A 17,597-nucleotide genomic window follows, 5' to 3' on the forward strand; every position below is an offset into this window, starting at 1 on the left:
CCCGCGGTCGCCCGGTCGCATCGGCCCGGCACGCGCCGGAGCGGCGCAGCCCTACGCCGGAGCCATCAGCAGCGGCCGTGCCCGCTCCCGCAGCTCCACCACCCGCGGCTCGTCCCCGTAGGGCTCCAGCCGGTGCAGCAGGTCCTTCACGTACTCGGTGGTGCGCGCCGAGGAGATCCGCCCGGCCACCTCCACCGCCCGCACCCCCTGCTCGCACGCCGCGTCGAGGTTGCCGGACTCCAGCTCGGCCACCGCGGACACGACCAGCCGCAGCCCGTGCGACCGCACGAACTCCTCCGTCGGCTTCGACAGGGCCTGCTCGGTGAACCGCCGGACCTGCCGGGGCGCCTTCAGGTCCCGGTAGCACTCCGCGGCATCCGCGGCGAACCGGTCGTACCCGTAGAAACCGAGCCACGAGGGATCGTTGTCGCCGGGACGGGACCGCTCCAGCCAGCTCTCGGCCGCCTTCAGCGCCGTGCCCGCCGCCTGTGCGTCGCCCGCACGCGCGTGGGCCCGCGCCTCGACCAGCCGGAAGAAGCTCATGGTGCGGGCGGTCGCCAGCCCCCGGTTGCGCTCCAGCGCGGCCTGCGCGAGGTCCACGCCCTCGTCCCCGAAGCCCCGGTACGTCGCCTGGAGCGACATCGAGGCCAGCACGTACCCCCCCAGCGGGACGTCCGCCGCCGCGCGCGCGAGGCGGAGCGCCTGGATGTAGTACCGCTGCGCGGCCTCCTGCTGCCCGGTGTCGAAGGCCATCCACCCGGCGAGCCGGGTGAGTTCCGCCGAGGCGCCGAACAGGGCGCGGCCGACCTCGTCGGAGTAGGAGCCGAGCAGCAGCGGTGCCGCCTCCACCCGCAGGCACTCCGGCACCATCGACGAACGCCAGTCCCCGCCGCCGTACTTGGAGTCCCACCGCCGGGCGTCCTCGGCGGCCTCCCGCAGCTTCTGCACGTCGCTGTGGCCGACTTTGATCGGTGCGCCCGAGCCCTCCGTGGGCCCCGCCTCCCGCGCGACCGAGCTGTCGGCGGGGGTTATCAGCCATCGTGAGGCGGGCGTTGCGTATGCGCTCACTGCGAACGACCCGGCGAGGGACTGCCAGATGCCGCCGGAGCCGGCGCGGCGGCCGGCGAGGTCGAGGCGGTACAGCTCGGTCGCCGACTTGACCGCCTGCCCCACGTCCCGCGGGAAGGCGAGGCCGACTTCGGGCGCGGGATCCGCGTCGGCCAGACCGATCTCGTGCAGCGGCACCGGCCGGCCCAGCTTCTGGCCGATGGCGGCGGCGATGAGGTGCGGCGCCGCACCCTGCGGCACCATGCCCTTCGACACCCAGCGCGCCACCGACGTCTTGTCGTAGCGAAGCGTCAACCCGCGCTGGGCGCCGAGGTCGTTGACGCGACGCGCGAGACCCGCGTTGCTGATTCCCGCGAGGGCGAGAACGGCGCCGAGTTTCTCGTTCGGCCCGCGTTGCTCCCTGGACATGCGCCACCCCTCGACACAGACGGCTGCCGTACTGGCATAACCACGCGGCATTCGTAAACCCAGCGTAGTTCGCCGCATCCCAAGCGTTAAGGGGCATTGTTCCGGTTGGCGGGATTGTGGTCGGTACCCGGGAGCGGCCCCCTACGCACCGTGCACGGGCTGTCGCCGCGTGCCCCCGCGCGTGTGGCCGTGCGCCCGTCCGTGCGCTCTTCTCCGGCCACCGGGGGAGCGGTTCCATGGCTTCTGCGTGGGTCGGCCCGCTGTACTGGATCCAGTGGGCTGGGGGACACCGCCACCTTCATCCCCGCGGGTGGCGGACCGGTCCGGGAGGCGATGCCCGCCTCCCGGACCGTGCGCGCGTCCGAGCGTCCGCGCGCTCCGCAGGCCTGTACGGAGCGTGCTCATCTCCGGGGTCGCTCCCGTTATTTGGCCGAAAACCGACCCCGCTCCGGTGCGATGAATTGCCGCTCCGACCATGCAACTTGGCGGCGCTAAGGGCGGTTTGGGGGAGCGCATTGGGGGCGCATTCGCGCCGTACCACTCGGCCCGCGTCCGGACCGGACCCTTCCGCACGGGTCGTCCGACCCTCAACTTCCCTGGCCCGCCCGGGGAACTTCCCTCGATCGAAGGCGGTGCCGCCGCCCCTCTCCGACGCGCCCTTCATGGCAGCATGGGGAACCGGTTCGTACGGTGCACTGGTTGTCCACAGCCTGTGGAGGCGTCGATGCGGTGGTTGGTGGGGTGGAGCAGCACCGCCGCGGGCGCCGCCGGGATCGGCTCCGCGGGTGCCGTCGGCTACGACGGCGAGACCGTGCATCCGGTCGGCTCCCAACTCCTGTGGGGCGACCCCGATCCGCTGTGGGCCGTCGGCGACTGGCGCCCGGACGAGGTGCGCGTGGTGCACGCCGACGCCCAGCACCGCATCGCCGTCCTCGGCATCTGCGGCGCCACCGACGAGGAGCTGCGGCGCGGCCTGTTCACCGCGCGCGGGGGCGCGCTGCGCCACCTGACCACCTGGCCCGGCAGCTACACCGCCGTCGTCCAGGCCGGCCGCCGCATCACCGTCTGCGGCGATCTCGCGGGCGCCCGGCCGGTGTTCTACACCCCGTGGGCCGGCGGCACGGCCTACGCCACCGCCGCGCTGCCCCTGGCCGACCTCGTCGAGGCCAATCTCGACTTCACCCACCTCGCCGCCCTGCTGGCCGCCCCGGACGTCCCGGCCGCGCTGCGCGACACCACCCCGTACGACGGCGTACGGCGGATTCCGCCGGGGCATGCGCTGGTGCTGCGCGCGGGGGCACGCGAGATCGCCGGGTACGAGCCGGTCGCCTCCCTCGCCGTCGCCGCGCCCCCGGCCGACCCCGACCGCGCCGTGGACGCCGTACGGGACGCCCTCGTGGAGGCGGTCCGCACCCGGCTGGCGGCACCCCGGCACGTCCCGGACCTGGACCCCGGGCCGGTGCCCGGCATGGGGCCGGCCGAGCGGCGAGCCGCGCGCGGGATGCCGGTCCCCGGCATCGGCGCCGACCTGTCCGGCGGGCCCGCCTCCGGCACCCTCGCGCTGCTGGCCGCCGGGCTGCCCGGCAGACCCGGCACGCTCCTCGGCCACGGCACCGGCGCGGGCGAACGCCTCCTCGCCGTCACGTTCAACGATCTGGCCGTGACCGGCCGCGAGGCCGAACTCGAACGCGCCGGGGCGCTGGCCGCCAATCCCCGGCTGCACCACGTGGTGGTCACCGGCGGCGAGGAGACCCTGCCGTACGCCGACCTCGACGGCCCCCTGACCGACGAACCCGGCCCCTCCCTGGTCGTGGCGGCCCGGCACCGCGCGCGGCTCGCCGCCGGCAGCGCCGACCACTTCACCGGCCACGGCGCCCGCCAGGTGCTGGACGCCCACCCCGCCCGCCTCGCCGACCTCCTGGTCGACCGCCGGCGGCGCCACCTGGTCCGGCCGGTCGCCGCGCTCGCCCGCGCCGACGGCTCGGTCCTGGTCCCCGCGCGCGTGTACGGCGCGGCCCGGCGGCTGGCCCGCACCCCCTACCGGGCGGGCCTTGAGGTGCTGGCCGAGCGGCTGATGCGGCGCCGCTTCGACGAACCCAAGGGGGCGGTCGGCGCGTCCCTCGCCGCGCTGGCCTGGGCGAGACCCGGGCCCGCCGCCCGGTGGCTGACGGGTGAGGCGCTGGCTGAAGTATCGGTTCTGCTCCAGGCGGAGGCCGACCGCTCCGGCACCGGTGCGCTGCGCCCCGGCGACTACCGCGCGCGTGCGGCACTCGCCCGGCACGCCGCCGACCTGCGCGTGCTGGAACAGGCCACGGAGATCCGTTCCCAGCGCCTGCACGCGCCGTTCCTCGACAACCAGGTCGTCCGCGCCTGCCGCGACCTCCCCGAAGCCCTGCGCGTCCAGCCCGGCGCCCGCGCCGCGATCCTGCGTACGGTCCTGGAGGGCGCCGGCGTCGCCGACCTCCCGGCTGGCTGGGGCGCCCCCTCCCACGCCTCCACGGCGGCGGCCGCGCGCGCGGGGCTGCGGGCCGCGGCCGAACCCCTCCTGGACCTCTTCGCCACGCCCCTGCTCGCCGACGCCGGCCTGGTGGAGGCCCGCGTCGTCCGCAAGGCCGTGCGCTCCGCCGCGGCCGGCGAGCCGCTCCCCCTGGACGGCCTGGCCGACCTCATCTCCCTCGAACTCTGGCTGCGCCGCCTCCTCTCCCGCCGGGGTACGTGCTGGACCGGCACGCCCACCCGCTCCCGCGCGGTCCCTTCGGGGATCCAGCCGAGGAGAAGCGCGTTGACGCCGGGGGCGTGAGGGGCGCCGGTGCCGGGGGGCTGAGCCTGTCCTGCGTCCGCGGGCGTGGGGGGCTGGTCGCGTCGTTCCCCGCGGCCCTGGTGTGCGGGCTGGTCGCGCCGTTCCCCGCGCCCCTGGGGAGCCGCAGTGCCGTCGGCCGCGTGGTGAACCCCGCGAGCGGAACCACCCGGCCCGCCCCAGCGCACGGCACCGCGGAGGCGCGCCCCACCGCGGAAACCCCGTGCCCCGCTTCCGGCCCCCCGCCACAATGACCAGGTGCGGTACAGAATCCTGGGCGTGACCCAAGCAGCGGACGACCAGGGCACCCCCCTGCCCATCGGCGGGCAACGCCTGCGCACGCTCCTCGCCGCCCTCGCCCTCCGCCCCGGCCGCACCGCCACCCCCGGCACCCTCATCGACGAGATCTGGGCGGACGACCCGCCCCAGGACGCCCCCGCCGCCCTCCAGGCCCTCGTCGGCCGTCTCCGCCGCACCCTGGGCAGACACGCCATCGCCTCCACCCCGGGCGGCTACCGCCTCGAAGCGACCGAGGACGACGTCGACCTCCACGTCTTCGCCCGCCTCACCCGCACCGGCACCCAGGCCCTCGCCGCCGGCGACCCGGCCACCGCCCACCGCACGCTCACCGAGGCCCTCGCCCTCTGGTACGGCCCGGCCCTCGCCGACCTCCCCGACCGCACCGCCGCCACCCGCCCCGACGCCCTGCGCCTGGAGGCGACCCGCGCCCGCGCCGCCGCCGCGCTCGCCCTGGGCCGCGCCCGGGAGGTCATACCGGAGCTGCGCGAACTGACCGCCGCGCACCCGTACGACGAGCCGCTGCACGTCCTCCTCATCCGCGCCCTGCGCGACACGGGCCGCACGGCCGACGCCCTCGCCGCCTACGAGTCCGCCCGCCGCACCCTCGCCGACACCCTCGGCACCGACCCCGGCCCGGAACTCCGGGACCTGCACGCGTCGTTGCTGAAGCAGGACCACCCGGTCCCGCCGGTCACCGAGCCCCGTCCCCGGCCCAGGACCCCCGCCCGGCCCCCCGAGCGCACCGGGAACCTCCGGCCCCGCCTGACGTCCTTCGTCGGACGGGAACCGGAACTCGAGGCCATTCGTTCGGAAGTGCACAGGGCCCGCCTGGTCACCCTCACCGGACCGGGCGGCTCGGGGAAGACCCGTCTCGCCGAGGAGGCCGCCGCCACGCTCCCCTCGGCCTGGCTGGTCGAGCTGGCCCCGCTCGACCACCCGGAGGCGGTGCCCGGCGCGGTGGTCAGCGCGCTCGGTCTGCGCGAGACCGTGCTGCTGACGGGCGACCTGGCGACCCCGCAGGCCGACCCCACGGCCCTGCTGGTCGAGTACTGCGCCCCGCGCAGCCAACTCCTGATCCTTGACAACTGCGAGCACGTCATCGGCGCGGCAGCCGCCCTCGCCGAGACCCTCCTCACCCACTGCCCCGGGCTCACGATCCTCGCGACCAGCCGTGAACCCCTGGGCGTCCCCGGTGAGTCGGTGCGCCCGGTCGAGCCCCTCACCCCGGAGCAGGCGCACCGCCTCTTCGCCGAGCGCGCGAAGGCCGTCCGTCCCGACGCCGACGCGGTGCTCGCCGACACCGAGGCCGTGGCGGAGATCTGCCGCCGCCTGGACGGGCTGCCGCTGGCCATCGAGCTGGCCGCGGCCCGGCTCAGGCTGCTGACCCCGCGGCAGATCGCCGACCGCCTGGACGACCGCTTCCGCCTGCTCACCTCCGGAAGCCGCACGGTCCTGCCCCGCCAGCAGACCCTGCGCGCGGTCGTCGACTGGTCCTGGGAGCTGCTGGACGAGCGGGAGCGGACGGTCCTGCGCGAGGTGTCGGTGTTCGCCGGCGGCTGGGACCTCGGGGCGGCCGAGGCCGTGTGCACCGGCCCGGTGGCGGACCTGATCGGCGCGCTGGTCGACAAGTCCCTCGTGGTCGCCGCCCCGCACGACCCGGACGGCACCGGCTCCGGCACCGGTATGCGCTATCGCATGCTGGAGACCATCCACGAGTACGCCATCGAGCGCGCGGCCGAGGTCCCCGGACTGCGCGCGGCGGCCGAGCGGCGCCACCGCGCGTGGGTGCGGGCGCTGATGGAGGAGGCCGAGCCGCAGCTGCGGTCGGGCGCCCAGCTGCCCTGGTTCTCCCGCCTGGAGACCGAGCTGGACAACGTCCGCGCGGCCCTGGACCGCGCGGTGCGCGCGGGCGAGGAGGCGGAGGCGGGCGCCATCGTCCTGGCCATCGGCTGGTTCTGGTGGCTGCGCAACCACCGCCAGGAGGCGGTCGCCTGGGTGCGGCTGGTGCTCCGCCTGGGCGTCGCCCTGGACGCCCTGCCCGCGGGCGCGCCGGCCGGCGAGGCGATGGCACGGGCGGAGTCCGCCGATCCGGTCGGCGCCTTCCTCGCCGCCCCCGACGGCGAGGCCGGGCACCCGCTGCACGAGCTGCGGATGGACCTGCGCATGCTCGACCTGTTCCTGACCTCCGAGACGGGCGCGGAGAACCTCGCCGCCGACGAGCGCGCCCGGGAGTACCTCGCGCGGGTGCGGGCGTACTACGAGCGCGGTGGTCCCCCGGCTGCCCGGCTGCCGGGCATCGTCTGGCCGCTGACCGCCTACTACCTGGGCGGCCCGGCCGACATACGCCCGCACTTGACGACGTCCGTCGACAACGCCCGCAGACACGGCGGCGACTGGGAGACCGCGGTCGCCCTGATGTACCGCGCCCACGTGACCGTCGACTCACCGGGCAACCTGCACGGCGTGGACGAGGACCTGGCCGAGCTGCGGACGCTCAGCCGGCGCGTCGGCGACCGCTGGATGCGTGCCCAGGTGTGCAGCGCGGCCGGCGAGGCGGCCATGGCGCGCGGCAGGTACGACGAGGCCCGTGGCGAGTACGAGGAGGCGCTGCGGCTCGCCTACGAGGTGGGCGCGTACGCCGAGGCGCCGTTCCTGCTCGCCCGGCTCGCCGAGATCTCCTACCGCTCCGGCGACCGGGAGACGGCACTGGCCGCCCTGACCGAGGCGGGCACGGCCGCCGACCGGTACGCGGTGCCGGAGGCGCGGGCCTTCGTGCTGCTGCTGCGCGCCCACATCGCCCTGCACGACGGGCAGCCGGCGCACGCCCGCGAGCTGTACGAGGCGGTCCGCGCGGTGGTGGGGGACGGCGGCACCCCGCCCCCGCAGTTCATGGCGGCCCAGCGGATGGTCGAGGCGCTGCTCACGGCCGAGGAGGCGGGCCCGGCGCACGGGGTGCCGGTCCTGGCGGACGCCCTGCGGCAGGCCGTGGCCGACCGGTGCGCCGAGTCGATCACGGCCGGTCTGGTGGACGCGGCGGCCGGTCTGCTGGCCCGGCTCGGCGATCTGCCGGGCGCGCTCCGGCTGTTCGCCGCCGCGGACCACTGGCGCGACGGACTCAGCCGGCCCGAGCCGGAGCGCACCGAGGCCGCCCGGGTGCGGGCCGGTGCCCGCACGGCCCTGACGGCCGAGCACTACGCCGCCGAGTGCGCCCGGGGCGCGTCCCTCGGCGTGGTGGACGTCCTGCGGGAACTGGGCGCCGCGACCGCGGCCGTCGGGCAGGGCCGGGGCCCGGCTACCGGCAGGTGAACCGGGACTCGGCCCAGTCCGCCGGCACCGCATCGCCGACGGCGTTGCCGTGCGGTTCCACCACGAGCCGTACGGTGCTGCGCCCGGTGAGGTCCACATGGACGGGGACGGCCCGGTCGCGGCCCCTGACCGTGCCCGACCGCCACAGCCGGACCCCGTCGGCGTAGACGGAGAAGGAGACCCTGCCGAGGCCGAGCGTCATGTCGTCCACGCCGACCAGTGCGTCGTAGGCGGTGCACGGCCGGTTGAGGGCGATGGTGACGGAGGACCGGCCGTGCACGGTGACCCCGCGCGCGTACCGCTCGCCGCCGATCGACAGGCCGTACCGCTGCCACACCCAGCTGCTCCCGGCCAGGACGATCTCGGGCCGGGTGCCGTCGCCGGTGGCGTCGAAGCGCAGCTCGCTCAGCTCGTAGACGGCGGGCGGCGGAGTCGGCGTGGGCGTGGGGGTGGGCGTCGGCGTGGGCTCAGGCTTCGGGGTCGGGGTGGGGGTCGGCGTGGGCGTGGGGGCCGGGGCCGGTGGGGGCGTCGGGGCCGGGGCCGGTGGGGGCGTCGGGGCCGGCTCCGGGGCGACGGTCACCGGCTGGGGTCCGCGCGAGGGCCGGGGTGCGGCCTGGTGGACCGGCGAGGCGGACGCGGGCGCCTCGGGCCGTACGACCGGCGGCCGTACGGCGGGCGGCTGTACGGCGGGCGGTTGGACGACCGGCGTGGACGGTGCCGGCTGGGCGGCCTCCGTCGCCGGACGGCTGTCGTTCACCAGGGCCAGCGCGACCGCGGTGGCGGCCACCGCGACCACACCGGCCGCGATGCCGGCCTTCACCGGCGCGCCCAGCCCCTCGGAGACCGCGGCCCCGCCCGCACCGGACGCGCCGCCGGACGAACCGGTGGCCGCGGCGGCCCCCGCCGCCCCGGCGCCGGCGCTGCCGGCCACGATCCCGAGCGCCTTGGCGTACCCGGCGGCCCCGAACCAGCCGATGACCGCGACCGGTACGACACCGGGGATGCCGCTCGCGACCTCCTCGATCTGGGCCGCCGCCAGCCGGCACCGCGCGCACTCCGCCAGGTGCTTGCGCAGGCCCCGCTCGGCCCGGATGCGCAGCTTGCGGCGGGCGTAGGTGCCCAGTTGGTCGGCGTAGCGGGCGCACTCCTGGTCACCGGCGAGGGTGGCGCTGACATGGGCCTGGAGGTAGGCCTGCCTCAGGCCCTCGCGCGCGCGGCTGGCGAGCACGCGGGTGCCGTTGGCGTCCAGCCCGAACAGGACGGCCACCTCGCTCGGGGACTCGTCCTCCACCTCGGTGTGCCACAGCACGGCCTGCCAGCGTTCGGGCAGCGAGCGGAAGGCCCGCATGGCCAGGGACTGCTCGGCCTCGTGCAGGGCGCGGACGTCGGCGCCGAGACCGACGGTGTCGTCCCCGGACGCCGCCGGGGCCCGGGCGGTCCGCTGGGCGAAGAGGGCGAAGTCGTCGACGAGCTGCTCGCGCCGGGCGGACCTGGTCCAGTGCGCGGCGACGCGCCGCACGGAGGTCAGCAGATAGGCCCGTACGGCGTGCTCGGGACCGGCGCCGCCGCGCACCGCCTGCAGCATCCGGGCGAAGACCTCGGCCGTGAGGTCGTCGGCGGTGTGCCCGTCCCGGCAGCAGGTGCGCGCGTACCGCCGTACTGCGTCGGCGTGCCGCCGGTACAGCTCCTCGTAGGCGGAGTCGTCGCCGGCCCGCATCCGCTCGATCAGCTCGCCGTCGGCGGGCGGCACCTCCCGGGGCGGCGGCAGCACGCTCCGCCCGCGCTGCGCCGGCACGCTCGTCCCACCGGACCCGTCAGACCCGTCGGACCCACCTGAGGAAGCCGGACGCCCGCCCTGCTTCGGTACGTGGGGTGAGGCCGGACCCAGGGTCTCCGCGTCCCCCTCGTCACCGCGCGACCCGCCCCACCCGTCAACGCCCAATCCCGACAGCCCCCGACACCGGCCCAGCCCAACCCGTCACCGGCTCAGAGTGCCACAGGGACCTCCCCCCGGCCCCCGTCCCGCCGACCCCATCCACTCGTCCGAGCGGACTTCCCCCGCGGCGAGGCCGGCCCACGAAGAACACCCGCACCACCCGGCCGCGACAGCTGCCCGGGTGGTGCGGGTGGGAGAACGAACCGTGGATCCGACGGCGGAGCCGAGGACGGCCGACGCGATCTACGCCGGCCGTGACCGCAGCCCCTCCAGCAGGATGTCCAGCAACCTCGCCGACGCCGCGGCCTGCTGTGCCGCGTCCGGGAGCGACGGCGCCGCCGTGGCGATCACGAGCAGCACGTCACCCACGGACACGTCCGCCCGCAGCTCACCCGCCGCCCGGGCCCGCTCCACCAACTGCCCGACCACGTCGAGCAGCGCCCCGGCCCCCGCGTCGTCGGCCACCACCGCGGCCTCCTCCGCCACGAGCCGCAGCTCGGCACCCCCCGGCTGCGTCCGCTGCTGAGGCACCCGAACCTCCTCGGCCGGCGCGACCGCGTCGCCCGGCCCGGTGGACCCGACTCTCAGCACGTGCGGCGGCAGCAGCCGGCCGGCCCCCGACGCCACGGACGTCCGCAGGAACCGCGACAGCGCCGACCACGGCTCGTCCTCCTGCCCGAGCGCCGTCCGCGCCTGCTCGGTCAGCCGCGCGGTCTCCTCCTCTGCGATCCGCCGGACCAGCACGTCCTTGCTGGGGAAGCGCCGGTACACCGTGCCGACCCCGACCCGCGCGCGCCGCGCCACGTCCTCCATCGGCGCGCCGTAGCCCAGCTCGCCGAACACCTCACGCGCCGCACGCAGCACGTGTTCCAGATTGCGCTGTGCGTCCACCCGCAGCGGGGTCGTCCGCGCCACGTCCGCGCGTCCGTTGCCCCCCGCCGCGGTCATCGCCTTCCCACCGGGCGCGACGGCGGCTGCGGATGCCCAATGAGTTTCCTGAACATGCATGTGTTTCCCCCGGTAATGACGTCTCCCCCCGGAGACTCTCCCCGCCACTGAACGCGAAGTGCGCGGAACTGGCATCGGTCCCGACCGGACCCGCCCGTCGCGGACCCGTTCGACCACATTCCCTACACTCCGTCGACACACGAACATAGTTGAGAGACCGTCAATTCAGAAGGGGCAGGTTCCGCACAGTGCGCCCCCCGATCGGAGTACGGGGCAGGTACGTCCCTATTCCGGCCCTTCGCCCCCTCTAGCCCGCCCCCGCTGACCTGCCCCCTTTCGTTCCGCAGCGCCACCCCGGCCGGCCCCGCGCACACCCGGCCGCCGGTCACACAAATTGCCGGGGCTGTGGACAAACACCAGCGCCGGGTGCGTCATGGGATGGTGAAGGAACGTGCGCGCATTCTGGTTGTCGGCGGCGGCTACGTCGGGATGTACACGGCCCTGCGCCTCCAGCGGAAGCTGAAGGCCGAGCTCAGACGGGGCGAGGTCGAGATCACGGTCGTCACCCCCGACCCCTACATGACCTACCAGCCGTTCCTCCCCGAGGCCGCCGCGGGCTCGATCTCCCCGCGCCACGTCGTCGTACCGCTGCGCCGCGTCCTGGACCACTGCCACGTCGTCATCGGCGAGGTGATCTCCATCGACCACGGCGTGCGCACCGCCGCCGTCACCACGCTCGCCACCGCCGAGGAGGGCACCACCGAACTCCTCGACTACGACGAACTGGTGCTCGCCCCCGGCTCGGTCGCCCGCACCCTGCCCATCCCCGGCCTCGCCGAGTACGGCATCGGGTTCAAGACCGTCGAGGAGGCCATCGGCCTGCGCAACCACGTCATCGAACAGATGGACATCGCCTCCTCCACCCGCGACCCCGCGATCCGCGACGCCGCCCTCACCTTCGTCTTCGTCGGCGGCGGCTATGCGGGCGTCGAGGCCCTCGGCGAACTGGAGGACATGGCCCGCTACACCGCGCGCTACTACCACAACCTCCGCCCCGAGGACATGAAGTGGATCCTCGTGGAGGCCACCGACCGCATCCTCCCCGAGGTCGGCCCCGAGATGGGCCGCTACACCGTCACCCAGCTGCGCCGCCGCAACATCCAGGTCCTGCTGGACACCCGCCTGGAGTCCTGTGCCGACCGCGTCGCCGTGCTGAGCGACGGCCAGCGCTTCCCGACCCGTACGGTCGTGTGGACGGCCGGCGTCAAACCGCACCCGCTGATCGCCGCCACCGACCTGCCGCGCACCGACCGCGGCCGGCTGCGCTGCACCGCCCAGCTCACCGTCGAAGGCACCGAGCACGCCTGGGCCGCGGGCGACGCCGCCGCCGTACCCGACGTCACGGCCGCCGAACCCGGCGCCGAGACCGCACCCAACGCCCAGCACGCCGTCCGCCAGGCCAAGGTCCTCGGCGACAACATCGTCCACTCCCTGCGCGGCGAACCCCTGGAGACATACGCGCACAAGTACGTCGGCTCGGTCGCCTCCCTGGGCCTGCACAAGGGCGTCGCCCAGGTCTACGGGCGCCGACTGAAGGGCTACCCTGCCTGGTTCATGCACCGCGTGTACCACCTCAGCCGGGTGCCCACCTTCAACCGCAAGGCCCGGGTGCTCGCCGAATGGACCCTCGCCGGACTCTTCAAACGGGAGATCGTCTCGCTCGGTTCACTCGAACACCCCCGAGCGGAGTTCGAACTCGCGGCCGGTGGAAAGCCTCCTCACAGCCCCTCCGACGACCCGAAGGGGTCGTCCTGACCGGACCCAGGAACTCCACGGCTCGCGCCGGCGTCTGACGGTTGTCGCCCGCCGCGGCCCACTCCCTGCCAGACTGCCCTACGACGTCGGACGGGCCACCCGCCCTAGCACCCATGAGGCTTTCCCCAAGTGAACTTCACGCGCTGGAGCGCCCGGCTCCCCGGAACGCAGCGCCGCGCCGCCGCGCGGACCGAGACGGCGGTCACCCCGGACCGGCGGGGGGAAGGCTCCGTGCCCGCGGCCCGCGCCGAACAGCCCGCCGACGGCACACCCCCGGTACCCGCCGTCGACGAACTGCCCACGCGGGACGTCCTGGACCGCGTCCCGGCCCTCGTCGCCCTCGTCCACGGCCCCGACCACCGCATCTCCTACGTCAACGACGCCTACACGGCGGCCTTCGGCGCCCGCCCCACCTGCGCCCCCGCCCGCGAGGCCCTGCCCGAACTCGCCGAACTCGGCCTGCTCCCGCTGCTCGACCAGGTGCTGCGCAGCGGCAAGCCCCGCACCCTGAAGTCCCGCAAGGCCGTCGACGGCCGCTCGTACACCTTCACCTGCACCCCCGTCGCCGAGGACGGCGACCGCGACGCTGGCGTCCTCGTCTTCGCCACGGACGTCACCGACCACGCCGAGGCCGCCGAACGCCTGCGCGCCAGCGAGCGCCGCCAGCGCGAGACCGCCGTCACCCTCCAGCGCTCCCTGCTCCCGCAGGAGCTCGAACAACCCGACGACCTGCGCATCGCCGCCACCTACCAGCCCGGCGGCACCGAAGCCGCGGTCGGCGGCGACTGGTACGACGTGATCACCCTCGGCGGCGGCCGCACCGCCCTCGTCATCGGCGACGTCATGGGCCGCGGGGTGCGCGCCGCCGCCGTCATGGGCCAGCTGCGCACCGCCGTCCGCGCCTACGCCCGCCTCGACCTGCCCCCGCACGAGGTGCTCCAGCTCCTCGACGGCCTCGCCGCCGAGATCGACGCCAACCAGATCGCCACCTGCGTCTACGCCGTTCACGACCCCAACGAGGGCCGCCTGGTCTACGCGTCCGCCGGCCACCTGCCGATCCTGGTCCGGGACGAGAACGGCACGGTCTCCCGCGCCGACGAACCCACCGGACCGCCGCTCGGCACCGGCGGCTGGATCCACGCCTCCGGCTCCATCGCCCTGGGCCCCGGCTCCACCGCCGTCCTCTACACCGACGGCCTGGTCGAACGCCGCGACGAGGACCTGGACGAGGGCATCGCCGCGCTCGAAGGCGCCCTCGCCGGCGCCACCGGCACCCCGCAGGTCGTCTGCGACCGCCTGGTCCGCTCGGCCGGCGTCACCGCCGACCACGACGACGACGTGGCCGTCCTCGTCCTCCAGCACCCGGCGCGCACGGGCCCCGACGGCGACCTGTTCCGCAACGCGGCCCTCGAACTCCTCGGCGGCGTCGAAGCGGCCCCCCGCGCGCGGGCCTTCGCCTCCGGCGTCCTCACCAGCTGGCGCTTCCCCGCCGAACTGCACGACCTCGGCGTCCTCGCCACCAGCGAACTCGTCGCCAACAGCCTCCAGCACGGCACCCCGCCCATGCGGCTGCGGCTCCGCCGTACCGACCGCCGCCTCATCGTCGAGGTCACCGACGGCGACGACCACCTGCCCCGGCGGCGCCGCGCCGAACCCGGCGACGAGTCGGGCCGGGGCATCGCGATCGTGGCGACCATCGCCTCCCACTGGGGCTGCCGCCGCACCCCCGGCGGCGGCAAGGCGGTCTGGTGCGAGTTCGTCCTGCCGAAGGCAAAACACTGACCCGCGGCAGCACCGGGCAGCGCGGCACTCCGGCGACACGCGCGCCCGGTGCTAGAAGCTGACCATGACAGACGGATCCGGCACGCGGAACGGCGCCATCGAGGGGCCCGAGGGCTACGACACCTGCTCCACCCCGATCATGGCGCCGTTCGTCGGCGAGCTGCTGGACGCCGTGGACCTGGGCCCCGGGGCCACCGTCCTGGACCTCGCCTGCGGCACCGGTTTCGCCGCCCGCGCGGCGGCCGCCCTGGTCGGCCCCACCGGCCGGGTCCACGGCGCCGACCACGACGCCGGGATGATCCGGGTGGCCCGGGACCGGCACCCCCGCCTCTACCCCGACATCGAGTTCACGGTGGCCCCCGCGGACCACCTGCCGTACGACACCGCCACCTTCGACGCGGTCGTCTGCCAGCAGGGCGCCCAGTTCTTCCCCGACCTCGACACCGGCCTCGCCGAGGCCGCGCGGGTCACCCGCCCCGAAGGCCGCTTCGCGGCGACCGTCTGGGCCCCCGTCGACCGCCAGCCCTACTTCCTCGCCCAGCAGCGAGCCGTCCACGAGTACGGCGGCCCCGACGCGCTCCGCCACTTCGCGCGGGCCTTCGCCGTCACCGCCGAGCAGCTCACCACCGGCCTGCGCACGGCCGGCTACACCGGCACCGCCCACCGGGAGGTCACCTTCGGCATCACCCTGCCCCCACTGGACACCTACGCCCACGCCCACCTGGCCGCCCTCTGGGGCGGCCTGATCAGGCAGGCCGGCGGCGACGACGCCCTGAGCCGGGCCGCCGCCCTGGTCCGCGAGCAGTTGGCCGAGCACCTCGCGGACGACGGCACGGCAACCCTTCCGTTCACGGCGGTCCTGGTCACGGCGACCCGGCTGAGCACCCCGCGGGTGCCCGGGGACCTCTAGCGCGGCTCCACCAGCGGAGCGCCGTGCTCCGCGGACGCACCGCCCCGCCTGACCACCCGGGTCCCGCGCGCCAGCCACGGCCGGTCCTGTACGGCGGTGAGCTGCCGGCCCAGCCGCAGCGCCAGGACGGTGATCCCCAGCGAGAACAGCAGGAAGGTCACGATGTACGGCCCGTGCAGCGCGGCCCCGAGCGGACCGCCCACCGCCGGCCCCACGGCCAGCGCCAGCTGCTTGACCAGCGCGAACGCCGAGTTGTACTGCCCGGCCATGCCCTCCGGCGCCAGATCGGCGACCAGCGGTGCGACCGTCGGCGACAGCATCGCCTCACCGAGCCCGAACAGCGCGTACGTGGACACGAACGCCGCCGTCGCCATCTCCTGGCTGCCGTGCCCCAGGCCCGCGTACCCCGCGGCCAGCCAGGCCACCGACCAGATCAGCCCGACCCCGGCGATGACTCGGGACCGGCGCCGCCGCTCCACGAGCTTCAGCACGGCGAACTGGGCGACCACGATCATCAGCGTGTTCGCGGCCAGCGCCGTCCCGAGCGCGGAGGTGGATATCCCGGCCGCCTCGACGCCGTACGCGCTCAGCCCCGACTCGAACTGGCCGTAGCAGGCGAAGAAGAGCACGAAACCCAGCACGCACAGCTGCACCATGGCCCGGTTCCCGAGCAGCTGCTTCCAGCCGCCCTTCGCCGACCGCCCGGGAGCGTCCTCCATGCGCGGCGAGTGCGGCATCCGCACGGTCGCCAGCACGCCGACCAGCAGCAGGAACATCGCCGCCTCGATCGCGAACAGCAGCGTGAAGGAGGAGACGCGCGTGGTGTCGACGAGGTGACCGCCTATGAGCCCGCCGACGCCCAGCCCCAGGTTCTGCAGGAAGAACTGCATCGCGAACGCACGCGAGCGCGTGTCCGCCGAGGAGCAGTCCACGATCATCGTCGCCAGCGCCGGCTGCATCACGGCCTGACCGGCGCCGAGCGCCGCCGCGGACAGCAGCACGGTGGCGGCACCGCCGGCCAGACCGAGGCTGAGCGCGCCGAGAGCGGCGGTCACCAGGGCGGCGAGCAGGACCGGCAGCGGGCCGCGCCGCACGATCGCCCGGCCGGCGAACGGCAGCACGATCAGCGCGGCCACGGCGAAGACGGCGAGCACGAGTCCCGCCGTCATGGCTCCCAGACCCCTGACCTGTGCCACGTAGACGTACAGGTAGGGGACGGTGAAGCCGAGCCCGAACGCGCTGAGTGCGTTGCCCACGTGGATCCGGCGCATCGCTGCGCCCATCGCCCTGGTCACGTTCACCTCTCTCACTAGTTAGACCTGAAGACTTCGAAGCTAAAGTTCGAACCTAAAGACTACATAGTCAAGGACTTCAAGGCAAAGGCGTATCGTGCGATACTGCGCCCATGGCCGACACACCCGGCGTCACCGAGCCGACGCTCGAAGAACAGATCGCCGCCTACCAGCGCGAGTTCCAGGACCTCGACCCCCAGGTCGAGAAGATCGTGTCGGCCCTGTCCCGGCTCAACCGCCGCATGAACGTCGCCTACGGCCGCCAGACCGCCGCCCTCGGCATCAGCAACGCCGAGTGGGAGGTCCTCAAGGCACTGGTCCTCTCCGGCGCCCCGTACCGCATGGGCCCCAGCGACCTGGCCAAGCGGCTCGGCCTCACACCGGCCGCGATGACCCACCGGATCGACCGCATGGTCGCCGAGGGTCTGGTCACCCGTGAGCGTGACGAGTCCAACCGCGTCCGGGTGATCGTGGAGCTGACCCCCGAGGGCCGTGAGAAGTGGCTGGAGGCCATGCGCCTGGCGACGGTCTTCGAGGAGGACCTGCTCCAGGACCTCACTCCCGTCGAGCGCGCGGTGCTCGGCGAGGTCCTGACCAGGCTCCTGCGCCGGGTCGAGCACGCCCAGCCGGACGCCGGCGGCCGGCTCAACGACCTCGATTAAAGATCTTGACAGCGGCGGTTGACACCGACTCGCCCGATCCGTAGAGTTCTTCGGGTTGCCGCAGAGCCGTAACGGTTCTTCGACAGCGCCTCAGCCGCCGCGAGCGGCACCCCCTCACACCTTCAGCACGATCTTCCCTACGGGTTGATTTCGGCGTGCCCGAATTCAATTCGAATAGGGACTCGGCGGCCCGATTGGGAATCGCCGGGCGGATCCGCTAAGGTTTGAGACGTCGGAACGGCCCAACGGCCCGGAAGACAAGCCCCCCTGACTGGGAGTCAGACGCCGAAAGGATCTGATAGAGTCGGAACCGCCGGAAAGGGAAACGCGAGAGCGGGAACCTGGAAAGCACCGAGGAAATCGGATCGAGTGA

10 protein-coding genes are annotated in these 17,597 nt (G+C 74.8%); 6 read left to right on the top strand and 4 right to left on the bottom strand.

All coding sequences use genetic code 11. From position 1 onward, the window contains the following. Positions 1-51: 51 nt before the first annotated feature. Positions 52-1,476, bottom strand: coding sequence for an MFS transporter (locus ABZ923_RS32380; protein WP_361478896.1), 1,425 nt, complete (start codon positions 1,474-1,476; stop codon positions 52-54). 724 nt (positions 1,477-2,200) lie between these two features. Between ABZ923_RS32380 and ABZ923_RS32385 the strand changes: the two genes are divergently transcribed. Together ABZ923_RS32385 and ABZ923_RS32390 are read left to right on the top strand one after the other, a co-directional pair. Beyond that, positions 2,201-4,276 (top strand): asparagine synthase-related protein, encoded by a 2,076-nt coding sequence (locus tag ABZ923_RS32385; RefSeq protein ID WP_361478899.1) that lies wholly within the window; start codon positions 2,201-2,203, stop codon positions 4,274-4,276. A gap of 276 nt (positions 4,277-4,552) precedes the next feature. Beyond that, the gene (locus ABZ923_RS32390) at positions 4,553-7,879 is read left to right on the top strand and encodes a BTAD domain-containing putative transcriptional regulator (protein ID WP_361478902.1); all 3,327 of its coding nucleotides are present in this window, start codon (positions 4,553-4,555) and stop codon (positions 7,877-7,879) included. Here ABZ923_RS32390 and ABZ923_RS32395 read toward each other — a convergent pair. Continuing rightward, positions 7,866-9,821: a sigma-70 family RNA polymerase sigma factor gene (locus tag ABZ923_RS32395; protein ID WP_361478904.1), complete on the bottom strand. Its 1,956-nt coding sequence runs from the start codon at positions 9,819-9,821 to the stop codon at positions 7,866-7,868. The genes ABZ923_RS32390 and ABZ923_RS32395 overlap by 14 nt on opposite strands. Before the next feature lie 237 nt (positions 9,822-10,058). Next, on the bottom strand, positions 10,059-10,823 hold the full coding sequence (locus ABZ923_RS32400; RefSeq protein ID WP_361478907.1) for a helix-turn-helix domain-containing protein: 765 nt from the start codon (positions 10,821-10,823) through the stop codon (positions 10,059-10,061). A 378-nt stretch (positions 10,824-11,201) separates the two neighbouring features. Here ABZ923_RS32400 and ABZ923_RS32405 point away from each other — a divergent pair, with 378 nt between their 5' ends. From ABZ923_RS32405 to ABZ923_RS32415, 3 genes are all read left to right on the top strand, one after another. Next, positions 11,202-12,578: an NAD(P)/FAD-dependent oxidoreductase gene (locus tag ABZ923_RS32405; protein WP_361478910.1), complete on the top strand. Its 1,377-nt coding sequence runs from the start codon at positions 11,202-11,204 to the stop codon at positions 12,576-12,578. 129 nt (positions 12,579-12,707) lie between these two features. Continuing rightward, entirely contained in the window at positions 12,708-14,360 is a 1,653-nt protein-coding gene (locus ABZ923_RS32410; protein WP_361478913.1) for a SpoIIE family protein phosphatase, read from the top strand. Positions 14,361-14,424: 64 nt separating this feature from the next. Then, a complete protein-coding gene (locus ABZ923_RS32415) occupies positions 14,425-15,270 on the top strand; it encodes a methyltransferase domain-containing protein (protein WP_361478916.1) in 846 nt (281 codons plus the stop codon). Here ABZ923_RS32415 and ABZ923_RS32420 read toward each other — a convergent pair. Beyond that, complete coding sequence (locus ABZ923_RS32420) at positions 15,267-16,565, bottom strand: MFS transporter (protein ID WP_361478919.1); 1,299 nt, start codon at positions 16,563-16,565, stop codon at positions 15,267-15,269. The two genes, ABZ923_RS32415 and ABZ923_RS32420, sit on opposite strands and share 4 nt — an antisense overlap. A 110-nt stretch (positions 16,566-16,675) precedes the next feature. Between ABZ923_RS32420 and ABZ923_RS32425 the strand changes: the two genes are divergently transcribed. Next, a complete protein-coding gene (locus ABZ923_RS32425; RefSeq protein WP_361478922.1) occupies positions 16,676-17,224 on the top strand; it encodes a MarR family transcriptional regulator in 549 nt (182 codons plus the stop codon). The last annotated feature ends 373 nt before the right edge of the window (positions 17,225-17,597 follow it).

Origin of the sequence: Streptomyces sp. NPDC046881, assembly GCF_040645015.1 — a bacterium.
Taxonomy (GTDB): Bacteria; Actinomycetota; Actinomycetes; order Streptomycetales; family Streptomycetaceae; genus Streptomyces.